Source organism: Bacteroides sp. AF39-11AC, assembly GCF_003474285.1.
Taxonomy (GTDB): Bacteria; Bacteroidota; Bacteroidia; order Bacteroidales; family Bacteroidaceae; genus Bacteroides.
The window spans coordinates 1-18601 of sequence record NZ_QROH01000013.1 but is presented as its reverse complement, the minus strand read 5'-3'; the positions used below and the strand labels follow the sequence as shown (position 1 = coordinate 18601).

General features: G+C 44.6%; 11 protein-coding genes. 5 read left to right on the top strand and 6 right to left on the bottom strand.

Going from position 1 to position 18601, the window contains the following annotated elements:
* Positions 1-66: 66 nt before the first annotated feature.
* Both DW036_RS22995 and DW036_RS22990 read right to left on the bottom strand, forming a co-directional pair.
* Positions 67-1401, bottom strand: a complete 1335-nt coding sequence (locus tag DW036_RS22995; protein ID WP_118466371.1) for a M64 family metallopeptidase — start codon at positions 1399-1401, stop codon at positions 67-69.
* An 81-nt stretch (positions 1402-1482) separates the two neighbouring features.
* Positions 1483-2319, bottom strand: coding sequence for an AraC family transcriptional regulator (locus tag DW036_RS22990; RefSeq protein WP_118466370.1), 837 nt, complete (start codon positions 2317-2319; stop codon positions 1483-1485).
* 174 nt (positions 2320-2493) lie between these two features.
* Between DW036_RS22990 and DW036_RS22985 the strand changes: the two genes are divergently transcribed.
* The 3 genes from DW036_RS22985 to DW036_RS22975 are packed head-to-tail and all read left to right on the top strand — an operon-like array spanning position 2494 to position 8219.
* Positions 2494-3651, top strand: a complete 1158-nt coding sequence (locus tag DW036_RS22985) for an efflux RND transporter periplasmic adaptor subunit (protein ID WP_118466369.1) — start codon at positions 2494-2496, stop codon at positions 3649-3651.
* A 3-nt stretch (positions 3652-3654) separates the two neighbouring features.
* Complete coding sequence (locus DW036_RS22980) at positions 3655-6858, top strand: efflux RND transporter permease subunit (RefSeq protein ID WP_118466368.1); 3204 nt, start codon at positions 3655-3657, stop codon at positions 6856-6858.
* Complete coding sequence (locus DW036_RS22975) at positions 6855-8219, top strand: efflux transporter outer membrane subunit (RefSeq protein ID WP_118466367.1); 1365 nt, start codon at positions 6855-6857, stop codon at positions 8217-8219. The genes DW036_RS22980 and DW036_RS22975 overlap by 4 nt, the downstream gene beginning before the upstream one ends.
* A gap of 160 nt (positions 8220-8379) precedes the next feature.
* Here the strand turns inward: DW036_RS22975 and DW036_RS22970 are convergent, their stop codons facing one another.
* Positions 8380-9306, bottom strand: coding sequence for a DUF5106 domain-containing protein (locus DW036_RS22970; RefSeq protein WP_118466366.1), 927 nt, complete (start codon positions 9304-9306; stop codon positions 8380-8382).
* A 118-nt stretch (positions 9307-9424) separates the two neighbouring features.
* On the opposite strand from DW036_RS22970, the gene DW036_RS22965 reads away from it, so the two are divergent.
* Positions 9425-10759 (top strand): MATE family efflux transporter, encoded by a 1335-nt coding sequence (locus DW036_RS22965; protein ID WP_118466365.1) that lies wholly within the window; start codon positions 9425-9427, stop codon positions 10757-10759.
* Positions 10760-10907: 148 nt separating this feature from the next.
* Here DW036_RS22965 and DW036_RS22960 read toward each other — a convergent pair whose 3' ends face one another.
* The 3 genes from DW036_RS22960 to DW036_RS22950 form a co-directional block, all read right to left on the bottom strand.
* Positions 10908-12458, bottom strand: a complete 1551-nt coding sequence (locus DW036_RS22960; RefSeq protein ID WP_118466364.1) for a RagB/SusD family nutrient uptake outer membrane protein — start codon at positions 12456-12458, stop codon at positions 10908-10910.
* Between the two features lie 17 nt (positions 12459-12475).
* Entirely contained in the window at positions 12476-15748 is a 3273-nt protein-coding gene (locus DW036_RS22955) for a SusC/RagA family TonB-linked outer membrane protein (protein WP_118466363.1), read from the bottom strand.
* 371 nt (positions 15749-16119) lie between these two features.
* Positions 16120-16758, bottom strand: a complete 639-nt coding sequence (locus DW036_RS22950; protein ID WP_022391846.1) for an HU family DNA-binding protein — start codon at positions 16756-16758, stop codon at positions 16120-16122.
* 336 nt (positions 16759-17094) lie between these two features.
* On the opposite strand from DW036_RS22950, the gene DW036_RS22945 reads away from it, so the two are divergent.
* A complete protein-coding gene (locus DW036_RS22945; protein ID WP_118466362.1) occupies positions 17095-18402 on the top strand; it encodes a VapE domain-containing protein in 1308 nt (435 codons plus the stop codon).
* Positions 18403-18601 lie beyond the last annotated feature (199 nt).

Here is an 18601-nt window from a genome sequence, read left to right as displayed (position 1 = left end):
TTAATTGATTCGTGTACAAAGTTATCAAATAAATGCTAAAAACCTATACTAATCAGTCATATTCATTTATTTGTGAGCTTCTTCTATTACAAGAATTGGTGGTGCTAAAGGTTTAAAGTCCTTTGCTTTGGATAGGTTTCGTGTGAACGGTGGTGGCGTTTTCTGTACGTCTTTATCAAGAAACTTCTGATAGGTAAGTTCTCCTTCTCCGGCTACCTGAAGTATTCTTTCCACTATTGTGTATCGACTTTGCGTGTTGAAATATAATCTGTTATCGTCCATGCAACTGGTTTCTTCAGGACGTGTAATGCCTCGGGTATAATAATATCCTCCTTCGAAAATACTGACTTGAGGATAATCCGGCTTCCCGATAAATCTGCTCCAAGGGACTTCTTCGGCAGTATTGAAAGGTGAAACATTCATATAGTAGTCATATGCTTGCCAACTTAACAGAAGTTTTTTGTCTTCATAAGGTATAGTCCCGTCATAAGTTACATATTCATCGGCCAGTTTCCCAAAACCATGACCACCATATTCGTGGCAAATGATATTGGAAAACTGGGTTGTGTGATAGCTGTCATCCGTTCGGGAAACGGGAACCATAGCAATGCTTTTTCCATTGCTCATCATATAGCAAGTGCCTGCATATGTGTTTTCATTGATAATTACGCAGATAGACGTGTTCATTAAGTCTGATTCTGAAATTCCAGGAATAAGAAGAGCATAGGAGAAAACTCTGTCATAGTTACATTCTATGCCTGTTCCTCCGGTGAGTGCGCAGGAAAATGCCGTATTTTTCTGTACATTATACTTCGGGTTACTTATTCCGGTTTCTTCGGAAAAAGCTGCTACTTTGTAAACAGAAAAGTATTCTCTGTATGTTTTGTAGGGCTCAATTGCAAACAAAGCTTCAATGGCCTCGTTAGCATTTTGATCGAACAAACCTCCATAATTGAAGTGGCTTGGAAGGTAACCGTCTCCGGTGATTATCAGTTTTATCGGATTGGCTTTCTTGCTGGTTTGATAAATAGTGTATCCTCCATCTTCGTATTTTTCAGCATTCTTAATAGTTACCGGGACTGATATTTGTTGTCCCGAATACTCTATGAATAGAGTGAAGGATGCCTCAACGCGCTTATCGTTGTCAATCACTCGAATTTGAATATTTCCATTTCCACTGCCTGATAGGGGCGAAATACTGATCCACTCGGGGCGGTTGCTATCTGTAATTTTCCAGTTAACATTAGAAGTGATTGTCAGTTGAGCTTCTGTTTCATCATTGGTTATATTAATTTCAGTTTTGCCAATTTCCATTAATACTTGTTCTTCTTCTTTATTGCATGATAGAACGATTAATCCAAGAATGAAAATAAAGGCTATTTTGAAAATTCTATTTTTCATAATCACTTCTTTTGTTTTATTTAGTGTTTGTCATCAGTTGCAAATATAAGCAAAATAATTGTATATAGCTATTATTTATAATTAAATTCTTTTAGCCCTGTATTCTTTCGGTGATATTCCCGTATGCTTTTTGAAGTAGCGCCCGAAGAACGACTGGTCGGGAAAATTGTAGCGGTCGGCTATCTCTTTCAGCGACAGGTTGGTGGATTGCAGGGCGACTTTAATCTCCAGTGTGAGGAATTCGTCAATAAGTTCTTTAGCGGAAATCTGACCTATCTCTTTAGTAATGGCAGAAAGGTAGCGTGTAGAAATGCAAAGCTGCTCGGCATAAAAAGCTACATCCCGTTGTGTGGTACAATGGGTGTGTACCAGGTGAATGAACTTCTTGAATAGCTGTCCTTTCCGGTTGCCTCCCTCCAGTTGTTCTTTCGTAAAATATCTCTGCACCTTATCATAAGTATCCAGGAAGAATATCTGAAGCAGGTTCTGGGCAATACTCTCGCGGAACTGGTTTTCCTTGTCGGCATAGATGGCGGCACTTGCCTCTATCATTCTCAGGATGGGGCGTATGGTTTCGAGTCTGGTATGCGTATAGCAGGAGTTTTCTTTCATGAAATGCATAAATGCCGGGTCCAGTCGGAAACAGGCCACCTTCATCATTTCGCCCGAATAGGCAAAATAGTGTATCTGGAAGTCCTGGCTGGCCGATCTGAGCGAAAGGATAGAGCCGGGCAACAACATGATATTCGTATTCGGTATAATGTGATGTTTCTCCAGATCTATGGTGATTTCCGCTTCTCCGCCGGAACAGAACATAAGGACTCCGTTCGTTAATTTAATGAGTCGGTTGTGGTAAAACTCCAGATTATCGCTTCCGGATCTGAAGGTTTCTGCTTTCGTAGTCAATAATGGATTCATACTTTATTTCTTTTAAAGTTTTGTTGGAACAAAGGTAGAAGTTCTTTTTGGAATGTTAAGCAAACCGTTCCGAAAACGAACAAAGGAGTGCGATAAATGAAACAAGTTGTTGTTCAAAAACGGCATACCTTTGCCGCCGACATAACAAAAGATGTTTTTTAAAAAGATTGTAGTATGACAACAAAGAAGAGATTGATTAGACAGATGATGACATTCATTTGTGGAGTAACATTGGTAGCATGCGGACAGGCTCCTACCGTGCAGACCAGTTCTGAGTATGAGGTGATGAGAATCACGACATCCGACAAGGAATTGCAAACGACCTATTCAGCGAGTATACGGGGAAGACAAGACATTGACATTTACCCACAGGTGTCCGGTTTCCTGACTAAACTCTGTGTGGAAGAAGGTCAGGCGGTCCGCAAAGGACAAGTCTTGTTTATTATTGATCAAGTACCTTACCGTGCGGTTTTGCAGACTGCGGAAGCCAATGTGGAAGCGGCGCGTGCAAGTGTAGCTACGGCTCAACTGACGTATGACAGTAAAAAAGAATTGTTTGCCCAGAACGTGATTTCCGAGTTCGACTTGCAGACATCTTATAATAACCTGCTGACGGCGAAAGCGCAATTGGCGCAGACGGAAGCGCAACGTGTAAGTGCCGCCAATAACCTTTCTTATACGGAAGTGAAAAGTCCTGCCGACGGTGTTGTAGGCACTCTGCCCTATCGTGTGGGCGCTTTGGTTAGTGCCAGCCTGCCTAAACCGTTGACTACGGTTTCTGATAATTCCGATATGTACGTTTACTTCTCGATGACAGAAAACCAGTTGCTGGATATGACGCGCCGCTATGGTTCCAGGAGTAAAGCATTGGAGGAAATGCCTGCTATTGAACTGATTCTGAATGATAAATCTACCTATCCTTCGCAAGGTAAGATTGAAACAATCAGTGGAGTTATCGATGCTTCTACCGGAACTGTCAGCCTGCGTGCCGTATTCCCGAATAAAGAAGGATTGTTACAGAGTGGGGGAGCCGGTAATGTAGTGGTTCCTGTTCAAAAACGGAATTGTATCGTTGTTCCGCAAGCGGCTACTTATGAAGTGCAGGATAAAGTGTTCGTGTTTAAAGTAGTAGATGGTAAAGCACAGTCTGCCCCGGTGGAGGTGACCCGTGTGAATGGTGGAAAAGAGTATATCGTAGACAAGGGTTTGAATGTGGGTGATGTAATTGTGGCCGAAGGCGTGGGATTATTGCGCGAAGGTACACCTATACAAGCTAAGACAGCATCCTCTGCAGCACAAGACACCGCTAATCAACAAACAAAGGAGGATTAATCCATGAATCTGAGAACATTTATTGAACGCCCGGTATTTTCGGCAGTCATTTCTATAACGATTGTCATTCTGGGTATCATCGGGTTGTTTACCCTGCCCGTCGAACAATATCCCGATATTGCTCCGCCTACCGTTATGGTAAGTACCACGTACTACGGTGCCAGTGCAGAAACTTTGCAGAAGAGTGTTATCGCTCCGTTGGAAGAAGCTATCAACGGTGTGGAAGACATGACCTATATGACGTCCACCGCTACCAATGCCGGTTCGGTATCCATTACTGTCTATTTCAAGCAGGGTACCGATCCGGATATGGCTGCCGTCAATGTGCAGAACCGTGTATCCAGAGCTACCGGACAGCTTCCGGGAGAAGTAACCCAGGTAGGTGTGACTACTATGAAACGCCAGACCAGTATCTTACAGATGTTTTCATTGCATAGTCCAGATAATTCGTACGATGAAAACTTCCTTGCCAACTATATGAGTATCAACTTGAAACCGCAGTTGCTGCGTATTGCAGGTGTGGGCGATATGATGATTATGGGTGGTGACTACAGTATGCGTGTCTGGATGAAGCCTGATGTGATGGCACAGTACAAACTGATTCCGTCTGACGTGACGGCGGCACTTGCCGAACAGAATATTGAATCGGCTACCGGTTCGTTCGGTGAAAATTCGGATGAAACCTATCAATATACCATGAAGTATAAAGGCCGTCTGATTACACCCGAGGAATTTGGTGAAATCGTAATCCGTTCTACGGAAGACGGTGAAGTGCTGAAGTTGAAAGATATTGCAGATGTGGAACTGGGTAAGGACAGCTACGCCTACAAAGGCGGTATGGACGGTCACAATGGTGTTTCCTGTATGGTATTCCAGACGGCCGGCTCTAATGCAACGGAAGTAAACCAGAACATTGACAACCTGTTGGACGAAGTGCGCAAAGACCTGCCGAAAGGTGTGGAACTGACACAGATGATGAGTTCCAATGACTTCCTGTTCGCTTCTATCCATGAAGTAGTAAAGACTTTGATCGAGGCTATCATTCTCGTTATCTTGGTGGTATATGTATTCTTACAGGACATCCGTTCCACATTGATTCCGTTGGTGGGCATCATCGTGTCACTGGTAGGTACCTTCGCTTTTATGTCCGTTGCCGGATTCAGTATCAACCTGATTACACTGTTTGCATTGGTGCTTGTGATCGGTACGGTGGTGGACGACGCCATAGTCGTCGTCGAGGCGGTACAGTCGAGGTTTGATGTCGGGTATAAGTCTTCTTATATGGCAAGTATCGACGCTATGAAAGGTATCAGTAATGCGGTTATCACCTCTTCACTGGTATTTATGGCGGTATTCATTCCTGTATCGTTTATGAGTGGTACGTCCGGTACGTTCTATACGCAGTTCGGTCTGACGATGGCGGTTGCGGTAGGTATTTCAGCCGTTAACGCTTTGACGCTGAGCCCGGCTCTTTGCGCTCTGCTGCTGAGACCTTATATTAATGAAGATGGCACGCAGAAGAATAATTTTGCCGCCCGTTTCCGTAATTCGTTCAATGCGGCTTTCGATGTGGTGGTGAATAAATATAAGAATGCGGTATTATTCTTTATCAAGCGTCGTTGGTTGTCATGGTCATTGCTGGTTTGCTCAGTAGTAGTGCTGGTACTCCTGATGAACTCTACGAAGACCAGTTTAGTGCCTGATGAAGACCAGGGTGTATTGTTCGTCAATGTAAGCACGGCTCCGGGTAGTTCACTGAAGACTACGGATGATGTTATGCTTCGTGTGGAAGAACGCTTGGAGGCTATTCCGCAGAAACTTCATATTCAGAAAGTAACCGGCTACGGCTTGCTTTCCGGACAGGGGAATACCTTCGGTATGATTGTAGTGAAGCTGAAACCTTGGGATGAACGTACAAAGAAAGAAGATCAGGTGCAGGCTGTCATCGGACAGATTTATGCCCGCACGGCAGATATCAAAGATGCCACGATCTTTGCAATTGCTCCGGGTATGATTCCGGGTTATGGTATGGGTAATGCGCTCGACCTGAATGTACAGGATAAGTTGGGCACGGATGTGAACACCTTCTTCCAGACTACCCAGCAATACCTGGGTGCTTTGAATCAGCGTCCTGAAATCTCCATGGCCTATTCTACTTTCGATGTGCGCTATCCGCAGTGGACTGTAGAAGTCGATGCTGCCAAATGTAAGCGTGCCGGCATTACTCCGGATGCAGTGCTCTCTACACTTTCGGGCTACTATGGCGGACAGTATGTATCCAACTTCAACCGTTTCTCAAAGGTATATAGGGTTATGATACAGTCCGGTCCGGAATACCGCATGGATGAGTCTTCATTGCACAACACCTTTGTACGGATGGCAAACGGTGAGATGGCTCCACTGAGTCAGTTCGTTACACTGACCCGCAGTTATGGTGCCGAGACTTTGAGCCGCTTCAATATGTATAACTCCATAGCTGTGAATGCCATGCCTGCTGAAGGGTATAGTACGGGTGATGCCATCCGTGCTGTGAAAGAGACAGCAGAAATCAGCCTGCCAAAAGGTTACGGTTATGACTTCGGTGGTATTACACGTGAAGAGAACCAGCAGAGTGGTACGACGGTAATTATCTTCGGTATCTGTATTCTGATGATCTATCTTATCCTGAGTGCGCTTTATGAAAGTTTCATCGTTCCGTTTGCAGTTATTCTTGCGGTTCCGGTAGGTTTGATGGGGACGTTCTTGTTTGCCAAGATAGCAGGATTGGAGAATAACATTTATCTGCAAACAGGTTTGATTATGTTGATCGGTTTGCTTGCCAAGACAGCCATTCTGTTGACGGAATATGCTGCCGAGCGCCGAAAAGCAGGCATGGGGTTGATTGCTTCCGCAGTCAGCGCAGCCAAAGCACGTCTCCGTCCTATCCTGATGACGGCACTCACCATGATCTTCGGCCTGTTCCCACTGGTAGTAGCTACCGGAGTAGGTGCTAACGGTAACCGTTCATTGGGTACGGGTGTAGTAGGTGGTATGACCATCGGTACACTGGCATTGCTTTTCATCGTTCCGGCTTTGTTCGTCACCTTCCAGTGGTTGCAGGAGCGTCTTCGTCCGGTTCAGTCCATGCCTCCCAAAGACTGGCAGATTGAGGAGGAGATGGAAGTGAGTAAGAAAGAAATAGAAGAACATCAATCAAAAGAAAAATGAAGAAACAAATCATCACTTTAGCTGTCGCAGCCTTGCTGTTGAGTAGTTGCGGCATCTATACTAAATATGAACGTCCCGAAGTCAAGACCGACGGACTTTACGGGCAGGATGTAGAGGTGGAAGACACCACCTCTATCGCCTCTCTCTCCTGGCGCGAGTTGTTCACCGACCCGCAACTACAATCTCTCATTGAGCATGCACTGCAAGGCAATACTGACTTGCAGTCCGCTCAGTGGCGCATCAAAGAAGCGGAAGCCACTCTGTCATCCGCCCGTCTGGCCTATCTGCCTTCTTTTATGTTGACTCCGCAGGGAGGTGTGAGTAGCTTTGATAAATCAAAAGGTTCCTGGACGTATAGCGGCATAGCATCCGCCAGTTGGGAAATTGATATTTTCGGTAAACTGACCAATGCGAAACGCCGTGCGAAAGCTTTATACCTTCAGAGCCTGGAGTACGAACAAGCTGTCACTACTTCGTTAATAGCCAATGTGGCAAATATGTATTATACCTTATTAATGCTCGATGCACAATACAACGTCTCTGCCGAAACTGCCGCCAAGTGGCGTGAGAGCGTGAAGACAATGCGTGCTATGAAAGCAGCAGGTATGACGGATGAGGCCGGAGTAGCCCAAACCGAAGCAAACTGTTATATGGTAGAAGCCTCTTTGCTCGACCTTAAACAGCAAATCCGTGAAGTAGAGAATTCACTTTCTATTTTACTGGGTGATGTGCCCGACGCCATCGAACGTGGAAAATTACAGGGACAAAGTTTCCCGGAAGAACTTAGCGTAGGCGTTCCTTTGCAGTTGCTCTCCCGTCGTCCCGACGTGAAGAGTGCGGAACTCTCGCTGGTACAGGCCTTTTATAGTACCAATGCAGCTCGTTCGGCTTTTTATCCTTCCATCACTTTGGGAGGTACGGCAGGTTGGACAAACTCTGCCGGAAGCATGATTGTCAATCCGGGCAAGCTGTTACTCTCCGCAGTCGGTTCACTGACACAACCTTTATTTAATAAAGGATTGAACATGGCACAGTTGAAAATAGCCAAAGCCCAACAGGAAGAAGCTAAACTTTCTTTCCAGCAGGCTTTGCTGAATGCAGGAAGTGAAGTGAACAATGCCCTTACCCAAGTGCAGGTGGCCCGTGGTAAAACAGAGTTGCGCGACGGACAGATCACTTCATTGGAAACCGCAGTCCGCAGCACGCAATTGTTGATGAAACATGGTAACTCCACTTATTTGGAAGTACTTACCGCCCAACAATCGTTGCTCTCTGCCCAACTGACGCAGATAGCCGATCGCTTCGATGAGATACAGGGAATTATCAATCTCTACCAGGCTTTAGGTGGTGGCAGGGAATAAAGAATAAATCATATACTCTCTCTTCTCTCGTTTCTTCATCCCCTTTTATCCTTCACGATGTGGAGTGGTGAGAGGGGATGTTTTTAGTGATTAGTGGTGAGTGATTAGTGATTAGTTGCGCTGTCATGCCGCTAATCACTAATCACTCACCACTAATCACTTATTGCAGGTACTGGTCAATCTGTGCCACCGTTGCATCTTTCAGCAATACTTTCTTGTCTTTATCCAACAGATACAGGGTAGGTATTGCCTTCAGATCATACAGATTCTTTTCTTTTATAACGAGTTTTTTATCATACCCGTTTATCCATTCTTTTGGGAAATCCGGTAAGTGTCTTTTCCATTCTTCCTTATCTTCATCCGGATAAACAGCCAGTATCTTTAAGCTTCCTGCGGCAAATTCCTTATTGATGGCAGGTGCCTGTTTTAGTTCTTCTATACCTTCTTCACAAGCATGGCATCCCGGATTGTTGATAAACAGCAGCGTATATTTTGCTTTCACTCCGTAGAGCGTACCGCTTTTCCCGGACAGCAGTGTATAAGTGAAATCTTCTGCCGGCCTTCCGATGCGGTTCTGTTCAGCCAGCTCCCTGCGTCCTTGCGGAAGTATTTTCTCCGTATCATTCAACACCTTGCTTTCCAGCATGGCATCCAGCACCGGGATGTAAAATTCCTCATTCCGCATCGGAGAGTTCGGATCATACAAATACTTTTCGGCTAAGTCCGTATAATAGAAGAATACGACTTTCTTTTGATCTGCCATCTTATACAGTTGCTTTATGGCAGCTATCGCGGTAGTGTCCGGAACTACCTTCATAATATCTATAAAGTCCACCCACGCCTGTTCCGTAACATCCGGCAGGTTAATATAAGTGGTATCGGTAAAATCCATATTGTCCCAGTAGTGCCGTACCAGATAATCTGCACGCAATTCGGGGGTATTCAGCATGGCTGGTATAATGGGAAGCGTGAATTTTTTCACGGTGTCTGCCTGAAGTGTTGTTCCCTTGTTGTCATTTGCTTTCCGGCTGCCGCATGAGGTACATAGAATCAGGAACAGGAAGAAAATGTTGAGATAAGTTTTCATAATTCAATTACTTATATATTGAAAGACAAAGATAATGCAAATGTTTTAATTACCATTTGTTAAGTATCAACAAATTAATGAAACCTACCTTTGCACCGCTTTTTAAAAACAATGAGATATGCAAAGGGATAATTTAGACTTCAAAAATATGAGTGTGAGTAAGTTGTTTACAAAACAACTTTTCCCCACGTTGCTGGGTATGGTATCATCCGCATTGTTCACTGTTGTCGACGGGATATTCGTAGGACGCGGAATAGGCAGTGATGCCATTGCCGCGGTGAATATTGCGGCGCCTATTTTTATGATAGCAGCCGGGTTGGGACTGATGTTCGGTATGGGTGGAGGAATTCTTGCTTCCATTAATCTGTCTCGTGGCAAATTGGTGGTCGCTAATATCAACGTCACGCAGTCAATCGTTATGCTGACGATTATCAGCGTCATTATGGGAATACTGTTGACCGTGTTCCCCGAAACTGTCGTTACTTTGTTGGGAGCCGAAGGGCATCTGACGGAATTGTCGGCGGAGTATTTGTTTTGGTTCTCCATATCCATTCCGTCCACGGTTTTACTGGTGGCGTTGCCGTTCTTCGTGCGTCTGACGAACCCTAATTTTGCCATGTGGGCCATGCTGGCGGCCACTGTTGTCAATATTGTACTCGATTATATCTTTATCTTTATTTTTGAGTGGGGATTGTTCGGTGCTGCTATTGCCACTGACTTGGGAGAACTGGTGGGGACACTTTTACTCTTGGGTTATCTGCTTCGCCCGTCCGTATCCGTTCGGTTTGCCAGGCTGAAAATGAGTATCAAGAGTATCCGACTGACACTGAGGAATACATGGTATATGCTGAAACTGGGTGTTTCATCCTGTTTGAGCGAAATGACAATTGCTGTCATGGCTATTGCCGGCAATTATGTGTTTATGAGTCATCTGGGAACGGATGGAGTAGCAGCTTATAGCATTGTCTGCTATCTGTTCCCTATTATTTTCATGGTGTTCAATGCTATGGTTCAGTCGGCACAACCTATTGTCAGCTACAATTACGGTTGCGGACAGTTATTGCGCTCCAATAAGGCATTGCGTTTATGCATCATTTCCGCTGTTGTGTTCGCTTTGCTGATTAGCGGAGTGTTTGCCTGTTTCTCCGGCGATATTGTTTCCCTGTTCTTGCCGGACCGGACAAGTCATGCCTGGCAGTATGCGGTTGTCGGTCTGCCTCTGTTTGCTGTCGATTACATTTTCTTCGGGATAAATGTAATCACAATAGGGTATTATACCAGCATTGAACGTATCAATCTGGCGATGAGGCTTACACTGCTGCGTGGTATCTTGCCGGTCTTGTTCTTCTTTATATTGCCTGCATGGTTCGGCGTGACGGGAATCTGGCTTGCGGTGGCAGCGGGAGATATTACTACAACAATCCTTATTTTGCTGTGCAGAAAGAAGGTTTAGTATTGATATATCTATGAATTATTTTCGATGTATCCGATATGAAGTGGGTAGAAGATACGTGGTGGTCTGGGGAAGTAGGGGGAAAGGAGGCAGTCTCTCAAAAAATGAGAGCTACCTCCTTCCGCTTACTGTCAGAGAGAGTTTATGCTTATTCTATATATGAGGAAAGTGCATCATTATAATCGACTTCTTTGGCCGGGAATACCCAAGTCCACTGATTGTTGTCCGAAGGTTGGATGGTTATAGCAAACTGTATATGGAAACTGCCTTCCGGATATGATTTGCGTACGATTGGCTCTTTCCAGCGTTTGTAGTCGAACCAGTCGAAACCTTCGCCCCAGAGTTCTATCCTGCGATAAAGTTTCACTTCTTGCAGCAGGTCATCTCCTGTTTTCGTACAGGTATAGGCGGGATTGCGGCCTGAATCCTTATTCAGGGCAACCAGTAATTTTTGTGTTTCTGCATCCTTGCCACCTATGTGGCAGTTGGCTTCGGCTTCAATCAGATACATCTCTGCCGAACGGAAATTATTCAATTGCCCTATACCCGGTTGGTCGGCACATAATATTTTGAACTGCATATAGGCAAAGATATAACTGGTGCTATAAATTTTGTCGGCATAATCTTTCATAGCCCGGTCATACAGGGCGCCTTTCGAAGCCCGTCCGGTAGATGTGGTATATGTTTCACCTTCTTTGGGTCCCAGAAACATGTTCTTACGTACATCGGTTTCAGGAATCTGATCGTACAGTTCTTTGCTGATGGAACATGCGTAGGTCCTGCAAATGCTGGCGCTGGAGTTGCTGCCTTGATAGGCAAAGAATGAATAATAGTGCAAATTCTGGTCCGTAGCATTGTAACTGCTCCATATCCATTCTTGGTTAGGGGTATTAAAACCGCCATCCACATACTCGGAGTTTGTCATCAGCGGATAATTAGTACGTGCCAATACTGCATAGCGTGCAGCGGTTGCCCAGTCTTCACGAGTCAGGGCCGCACGGGCATAGGTGGCATAAGCCACATCCAGGTTCGGACTGTAATTGTCCCCGCTCGAGCGGTCCAGTTCCGATGCTGTGAAATTGGAGATAGCCTCATTCAAATCTTCATAAATCCGGCCGTAAACTTCTGCCAGTGTAGAAGTTGGCAATTCACCCGTACTCAGGTCTATGCGCAGGGGAAGTCCGCGGCTGGAACCATTATTACTGTCGCACCAGCGATGACAATAGAGTTGGCTCAGCATCATGTAGCTGTATGCTCTGAATGTCAGTGCCTGAGCTTTTATAAACTGCTTTTCTTCATTGCTACCGCTGGCTTTGTCGATATTTTCAATGATGGCATTGGCATTACCTATCAGTTTATAATAGTAGAACCAGGGGTAATAACAATAGCTTGAAGTATTTCTTTCGTGATAAAGCGAATTGATGATGGAAGACCATCCGGTCAGGTTTGATTTCTGAAAATCGTTTCCCGGATAGTTGCCATACCACGTCTTGATAGTTCCTTCACCATTGAATCCTTGTGAACTGAGATATTGGTTGACCATTAACCTGCAAATACCATTTATTGCGAGTTTGGCATTCTGAGTGGTTTCAAAGATAGTGGCCGTACCCGTGGATGATTGGGGTACAGTGTCCAGATAGTTGCTGCCGCACGAGGCCAACAGAACTGTGAGTCCTAATGTGTATAATATCTTTTTCATAAGTGAGCGTTTTATTATTATAGTTTAATGTTGATACCAACGGAGAATACTCTCGGAGTTACCAGATAATTGTATTGCGAACCGCCGAATGATTGCTGGGGATTCATGCCCTGGCGGGCTGTGAATGTCCATAAGTTCTCGCAATTTGCGCTCACGCTTATTCCCTGCAGGTCCAGTCGTTTCACAAAGGAAGCCGGTAGCCGGTAGCTCAGTGTGAGGTTTTTAACTACTAAATAGTCCGAACTGACAAGCCATCTGGAAGAAGCGGAATTATTGTTCGCACTCATCGTGCTGTTTATCTGAGGAATGCCATCTACCCAAATACGGTCTGCCGAGTTTTCTGACATTCCCTCGGGAACCGCTTTCCAGGCATTCATAATGTCGGAATGGAAGTTGCCGGGTGAAGTGCCTGTAGTCATTAACGAACGATATACCCCATCATAGGTTTTACCTCCCAACGAGTAGGTGAACAAGGCGGAGAAAGTAAGTGATTTGTAAGATACCGTACCGGTAAAGCTACCGTAGACTTTGGGTAGTGCCGAACCGTGGAATTCTTTCAGGGCGTAAGTCGTGTTGTTGGTATAATAAGTGCCGTTGATGGAAGTCAGACTTTCATTGTCGCTGATGTCAGTACCTTCTGCATTTCCCAATTTGCTGCCATCGGGCAGTGTGATGAAATAGTCTTCCAGATTGAGTGTGTACAGGGAGTTACCGGTGAGTTGGTCGACACCGACATAAGTCGGTAGGAAGAACTCATAACGGCTTTTACCTTCCACTATCTTGTAGTTTCCCGATATGATCCCATCCTTATTTTGTTCAGGCAGCTTCACAATCTTGTTCTTGACGAATGTGGCATTCGTTGCAAAATTCACTTTCCATTTCTTATCTCTGTAGATATCGATGTCCGTATTGATTTCGAAACCTTTGTTGGAGATGGTTCCCAGATTCTTTGCAATGGTGGCCTGTGCGGATGTGGTTGAAGTGGCTCCTGCTGACAACGGCAGATAAACATCGAACAAAAGATCCTTGTTCCGTTTGTCAAAATACTCAAGACTGATGTTCCAGCGGTTGAACAAACGGCCTTCAAGTGCTATGCCATAAGCCTCTCCGGTCTCCCACTTCAGATCGAGAGCTTCGTTCTGAGATAAATAATATGCCCCGATGTTTGCATTCTGGCTACCGGCATAAAGTCCCATATAGCCATAATATCCGGTTCCGGCATCATTTCCCACTTGTCCGTAGTTGGCGCGGAATTTCAAAGAGTTTATCCAGGTGACAGATTGCATGAAGTCCTCTTCCGATATAATCCAGTTTGCACCGATGCTACCGAAGTTACCCCAGCGGTTCTGTTTGGAGAAGCGGGATGAACCGTCACGGCGGAACGAAACTTCCAGATTGTATTTCTCGGCGTAGTTGTAGCGGATACGTCCCAGGTAGCTTTCCGTACGATAGTCTGTCTCGTAGCCGGTCAGGCTGGTAATATCTGTGAAGTTCGACAGATTCGGCTTTCCGGCAAATGTCTCGGTCGTCTTGAATGCATACTCATAATCATAATTGTTGGAGTAGTTTTCGTGCGCTGCCAGTACATCTATGTAGTGTTTGCCATATACATGATTCCAGTTCAGTTGCTGCTGGAAAGTATAATTCTTATAGCGGTAAGTCACTCGCTTGGTACGTCCGTTGTTTCCTTTACCGTCACCGATAGTGGCATTGTCGTAAGAGGTCTGCTCGGAGTTTCGCACGTTGAGGTCACCTTTCACTGTGAATGTGAAGTCGTTCAGGAACTTGACGTCTGCAAAAGCAATACCTTGCAGTGTGTTGCGTATGGTTTTGTCCGTACTCAATTCGTTTTCCCAGATTACATGACGGTCTACATATTGGTTACGGGTAGAGATGGTTACTCCTTCGTCATCTTTATAGTATCCCGGATCGTACTGTTTGTTATTCAGGGCATCCAGGCGATAAGAACCATCGGCATTATGCAGATGCACGGGATAGATGGGGGCTATCTGACGACAATACATAAATGCATTGGTATATCCGGCGTCACTGTCCCCATTGGTTGCATGAGAATTTTGGTGCGTGCCGGATAGGTTAATGCCTGCCTTGAACCATTTTTTAGGGGTGAAGCTCATGGAGGTACGGGCTGAGATGCGATTGAAATCCGAGTTTGTCACATAACCTTTCTCATCCAGATAGCCAATGGAAAAGTAATAGTTACTCTTTTCGTTGGCGGTATTTCCGCTAAAGGAATATTCCTGCCGGTATCCGTTGCGGATGGCATCCGAATACCAGTCAAGGTCATCGGCATATCCCGGAAGGATTTGTGCATCCGAAACCAGATTACCATTCGCGTCGAATAACTGGTCGTCCGGTTTATTATAGATATTCAGATATAATTGTTCGGAAATCAGGTTTGCCGTAGCATATTGGGCCGCGGTGGCTGCATCATCACCTGCAGACATACGTGCATTCTTCAGGTTTTGCCAACTTGCTTCCATAAACTGGTTAGGTGAGGTACGCTTATACTCTTTGATACCGCGTGAATAGACTCCTTGGTTGATCTTTAGATCGAAACTGATTTTGTTGGAAGTCCCTTTTCTTGTGCTGATCAGAATCACGCCGTTTGATGCGCGGTTACCGTATAGTGCGGCTGAGGCTGCATCTTTCAGAACTGAAATGCTCTCTATATCGGCCGGGTTTATATCCGAAATATTTCCTCCGAAAGGAACGCCGTCTACCACATAAAGCGGGGTGCTCGAACCGTTTACAGTTCCGATACCGCGGATGCGGATTGACGGATCACTGCCCGGTGCGCCGTAAGTACTATTAATCTGTACGCCCGATGTCGTACCTTCCAATGCTGAAGTTACGCTGGAGGTTGGTCGCATTTCAATCTGATCCTGGTTGACGGATGAAATGGCTCCTGTCAGCGATGATTTTTTTGCTGTACCGTAGGCTACTGTTACAATCACTTCATCCAGCATCTGAGAATCGTTTGACATGATGATCCTGAGTTGAGGCTTGATTGCAACTTCCTGCGTTTTCATGCCAACAAACGAGATAATTAAGGTTCTGGCATCATTGGGAACATTGGTGAGTGTAAACTCTCCGTTTATGTTGGTAATCACTCCTTGTGAGAATCCTTTCACCAGAATAGATGCACCAACCACCGGCTCATTGCCTTCTTCTGAAATCACGACTCCGGTTACTTTGGAGACTTGGGCCAATGTTGCACTTGTCCATAAAAACAGATAAGCCAGCATGATAAATAGTCGTTTCCTTTTCATACGCTCTCTTTTTAAAATTAGTATTTTTATTTCTCGAGTTCTTGCAGTACTTAAACATGAATAACATCGTTAGAGAGCTTCGAAGGGTATGAGTTGTATTATTACCTGATTGAAATAAATAAATCGTATATCATGAGTAAATAAACATTTGCATTTTAACGTTTGATTTGTTTGCTTTTTAATATTTATTTATATCTTTGCGCTAATCATAACACTAAGTACTGCAAGAACTTATCTGTCATTTATTTGTTGAGTTTTATGGGCTTGTTTGAATATAAATAGAGAAAAGTAAAGCCCCCTTCCACACGGCTGTATTCCCTTATTCATCGGGGTTTGCGTGTGGAAGGGGGCTTTGGCTCCTTATTTTGCTTTTATCTTGTCACTATCTTGTCTTTACTTACTCCGTAGTATCCTGCCACGGGTACATATATCGGTTGCATTTGTCGTCCGATGTTTTCTATTTTTCCTTCTGCTTTCAGTCGTCTCAGGTGTTCCATTGCCTTTGATTTCATGAAACCACATATATGCTGGAAGTCCAGGCGTGTCATCAGCTGATGTTCGGCAAAGTATTCCTTCAGTCGCATGTCTATCTCCACGTCCGATAGCTTGCTGGAGTGCCCGCTATGCTTGAAATTCTTCAGTTTTACATTGCCTATCTCGTTCTTCAACGCTTGGTCGGCACGGAATTTGATGCCCTTCAGTTTCACTTTCTCATTTTTTCGTTTCGTTTCCATTGTGATGCCTTCCTCGCATTTCAGTGTAGGATGGAAGTATCCGATGCCGTCCAGATGTACTTGTCGTCCTTCCGCCAATTCTTCTCCCATTATATGCGATAGTGCATCGAGTACTGCCGATACATCCGTCTCTGTCAGCGAACTGCGTGCCTGTATTTTGTGGCGGATTTCGTCTGTTCCTACTTTTCCATTGAGGGTGATGCGTGCATGGATTGTTTTTGGATCCGTTTGATCGTTAGGTACCGGATTCTCATACCATTCAAAAAGTATAGCCATTGTTTGTCGTTTTATAGATAGATAATGGTGCAAATGTACCATTTATATATAGGAAGAGCAAATTTTAGATAAAGCATCTGGTAGTGTTGACAGCTGTTGGCAAATCTCTTGACAGATGTCGGTAAATATGTTGACGATAGAAAACAAGATGATTGACGGATGTCAACACTACCAGATGCTTTATCTAAAACATGACAATACTATATGTATAATGTCAACAAACTATATGTATTTAGTTAGCGGCATTAATTTGTAGCAAACCGCTCAAAATACTTGCAAAAGGTATATCTGTGATGGTAACTTTGTGGCATCAATCACTAAACTAACAATTAAATTATGAAGACAAAATTTATGCAATTCATTGCTTCTCTTTGGGAAGGCTGGGGAGAAGTAAAGCAAGTAGTAGAAAATCAGCCGGAAACGACTCCTTTAGCAGCTAATCCTGCTGCGGAGCTTGTGAAGTCCTCACCGGTCAGTCTGACGGATCGAGTAAACCGCTTCCTGCAATCTGCTTATGATTTCCGTTATAATCTGTTAACAGAAGAAACCGAATTCCGTCCGGTGGGTAAAGTGGGAGAGGGATTTTCATCTGTTGGAAAACGAGAACTGAATACCTTTTGCCTTGAGGCCCATGCACGGGGAATTGCATGTTGGGACAAGGATATCAGCCGTTATCTTTATTCCACTTGTGTTCCTGCTTATCATCCTTTCCTTCTTTACATGGATGAACTTCCTACCTGGGATGGAGTGGATCGTCTTGAAGCACTTGCTCGCCGTGTATCTTCCAATCCGTTGTGGATGAAAGATTTCCATATCTGGCTATTGGCTCTCACTGCACAATGGCTGGGAATGACGGGAAAGCATGCTAACAGCGTGGCACCTATTCTTATCAGTGCGGAGCAAGGGTGTTTAAAGTCTACCTTTTGTAAAAGTCTGATGCCTGAAACTCTGGCTCGATACTATTCGGATGAAGTGGAACTGACTTCAAAGGGAAATGTTACCCGTAAAATGTCGGAAATGGGATTGCTGAATCTTGATGAGTTTGATAAATATCCTGCTTCTAAAATGCCCTTATTGAAGAATCTGATGCAGATGGCGAACCTGAATCTTTGCAAAGCCTATCAAAGGAACTATCGCAACTTGCCCCGTATTGCTTCTTTTATCGGTACGAGCAATCGTTTTGATCTGCTTTCCGACCCTACAGGGAGCCGCCGTTTTCTTTGTGTGGAAGTGAAAGGGAAGATAGATTGCTCGCATATCGAGCATAAACAAATCTATGCCCAGTTGAAACATGAACTTCTGGAAGGAGTCCGGTATTGGTTTACAGCGGAAGAAGAGTCTGAGTTGAAGGAACATAATAAGAGATTTCAGCGGCGCAGTATGGTGGAGGAAATTCTTTATGCTTGTTTTCGCCCTGCCATGACTGAAGATAAGGATGAAATGGTACAACGCCTTTCTGCTGCTGATATTTTCAAGGTTCTGAAAAAGCAGAATCCGGCAGCCATGCGTGGAGTTAATCCGAATGCGTTTGCTCAACAGTTAGCTCCTTTAGGGTTTCCCCGCTCGCGGAGTCGTTACGGTAATTACTATTCGGTAGTTGCCTTGCTTGGAAATGCCCTTCCACCCGCTAACCTTGATAAATAGGGCGTTTCACGGGTGTGGAGGGGTAAAAAATATAATAAAGACATTATATAAGAAGTTGAGTTCTTTAGGGGGAGGTGGTAGGTAAAACAACGACCGAGTGGCTTTTTTCCCTTTCGCACGCGCACGTATATATATAATGTATAGCTTTCCGTGCCCGGCCACCCCTTCTTTCAAAAACATGTTCTACAACATCCTTATC

Coding starts and splice junctions, on each gene's coding strand:
- DW036_RS22995 (WP_118466371.1), bottom strand. CDS start 1,401: ATGAAAAATAGAATTTTCAAAATAGCCTTTATTTTCATTCTTGGATTA.
- DW036_RS22990 (WP_118466370.1), bottom strand. CDS start 2,319: ATGAATCCATTATTGACTACGAAAGCAGAAACCTTCAGATCCGGAAGC.
- DW036_RS22985 (WP_118466369.1), top strand. CDS start 2,494: ATGACAACAAAGAAGAGATTGATTAGACAGATGATGACATTCATTTGT.
- DW036_RS22980 (WP_118466368.1), top strand. CDS start 3,655: ATGAATCTGAGAACATTTATTGAACGCCCGGTATTTTCGGCAGTCATT.
- DW036_RS22975 (WP_118466367.1), top strand. CDS start 6,855: ATGAAGAAACAAATCATCACTTTAGCTGTCGCAGCCTTGCTGTTGAGT.
- DW036_RS22970 (WP_118466366.1), bottom strand. CDS start 9,306: ATGAAAACTTATCTCAACATTTTCTTCCTGTTCCTGATTCTATGTACC.
- DW036_RS22965 (WP_118466365.1), top strand. CDS start 9,425: ATGCAAAGGGATAATTTAGACTTCAAAAATATGAGTGTGAGTAAGTTG.
- DW036_RS22960 (WP_118466364.1), bottom strand. CDS start 12,458: ATGAAAAAGATATTATACACATTAGGACTCACAGTTCTGTTGGCCTCG.
- DW036_RS22955 (WP_118466363.1), bottom strand. CDS start 15,748: ATGAAAAGGAAACGACTATTTATCATGCTGGCTTATCTGTTTTTATGG.
- DW036_RS22950 (WP_022391846.1), bottom strand. CDS start 16,758: ATGGCTATACTTTTTGAATGGTATGAGAATCCGGTACCTAACGATCAA.
- DW036_RS22945 (WP_118466362.1), top strand. CDS start 17,095: ATGAAGACAAAATTTATGCAATTCATTGCTTCTCTTTGGGAAGGCTGG.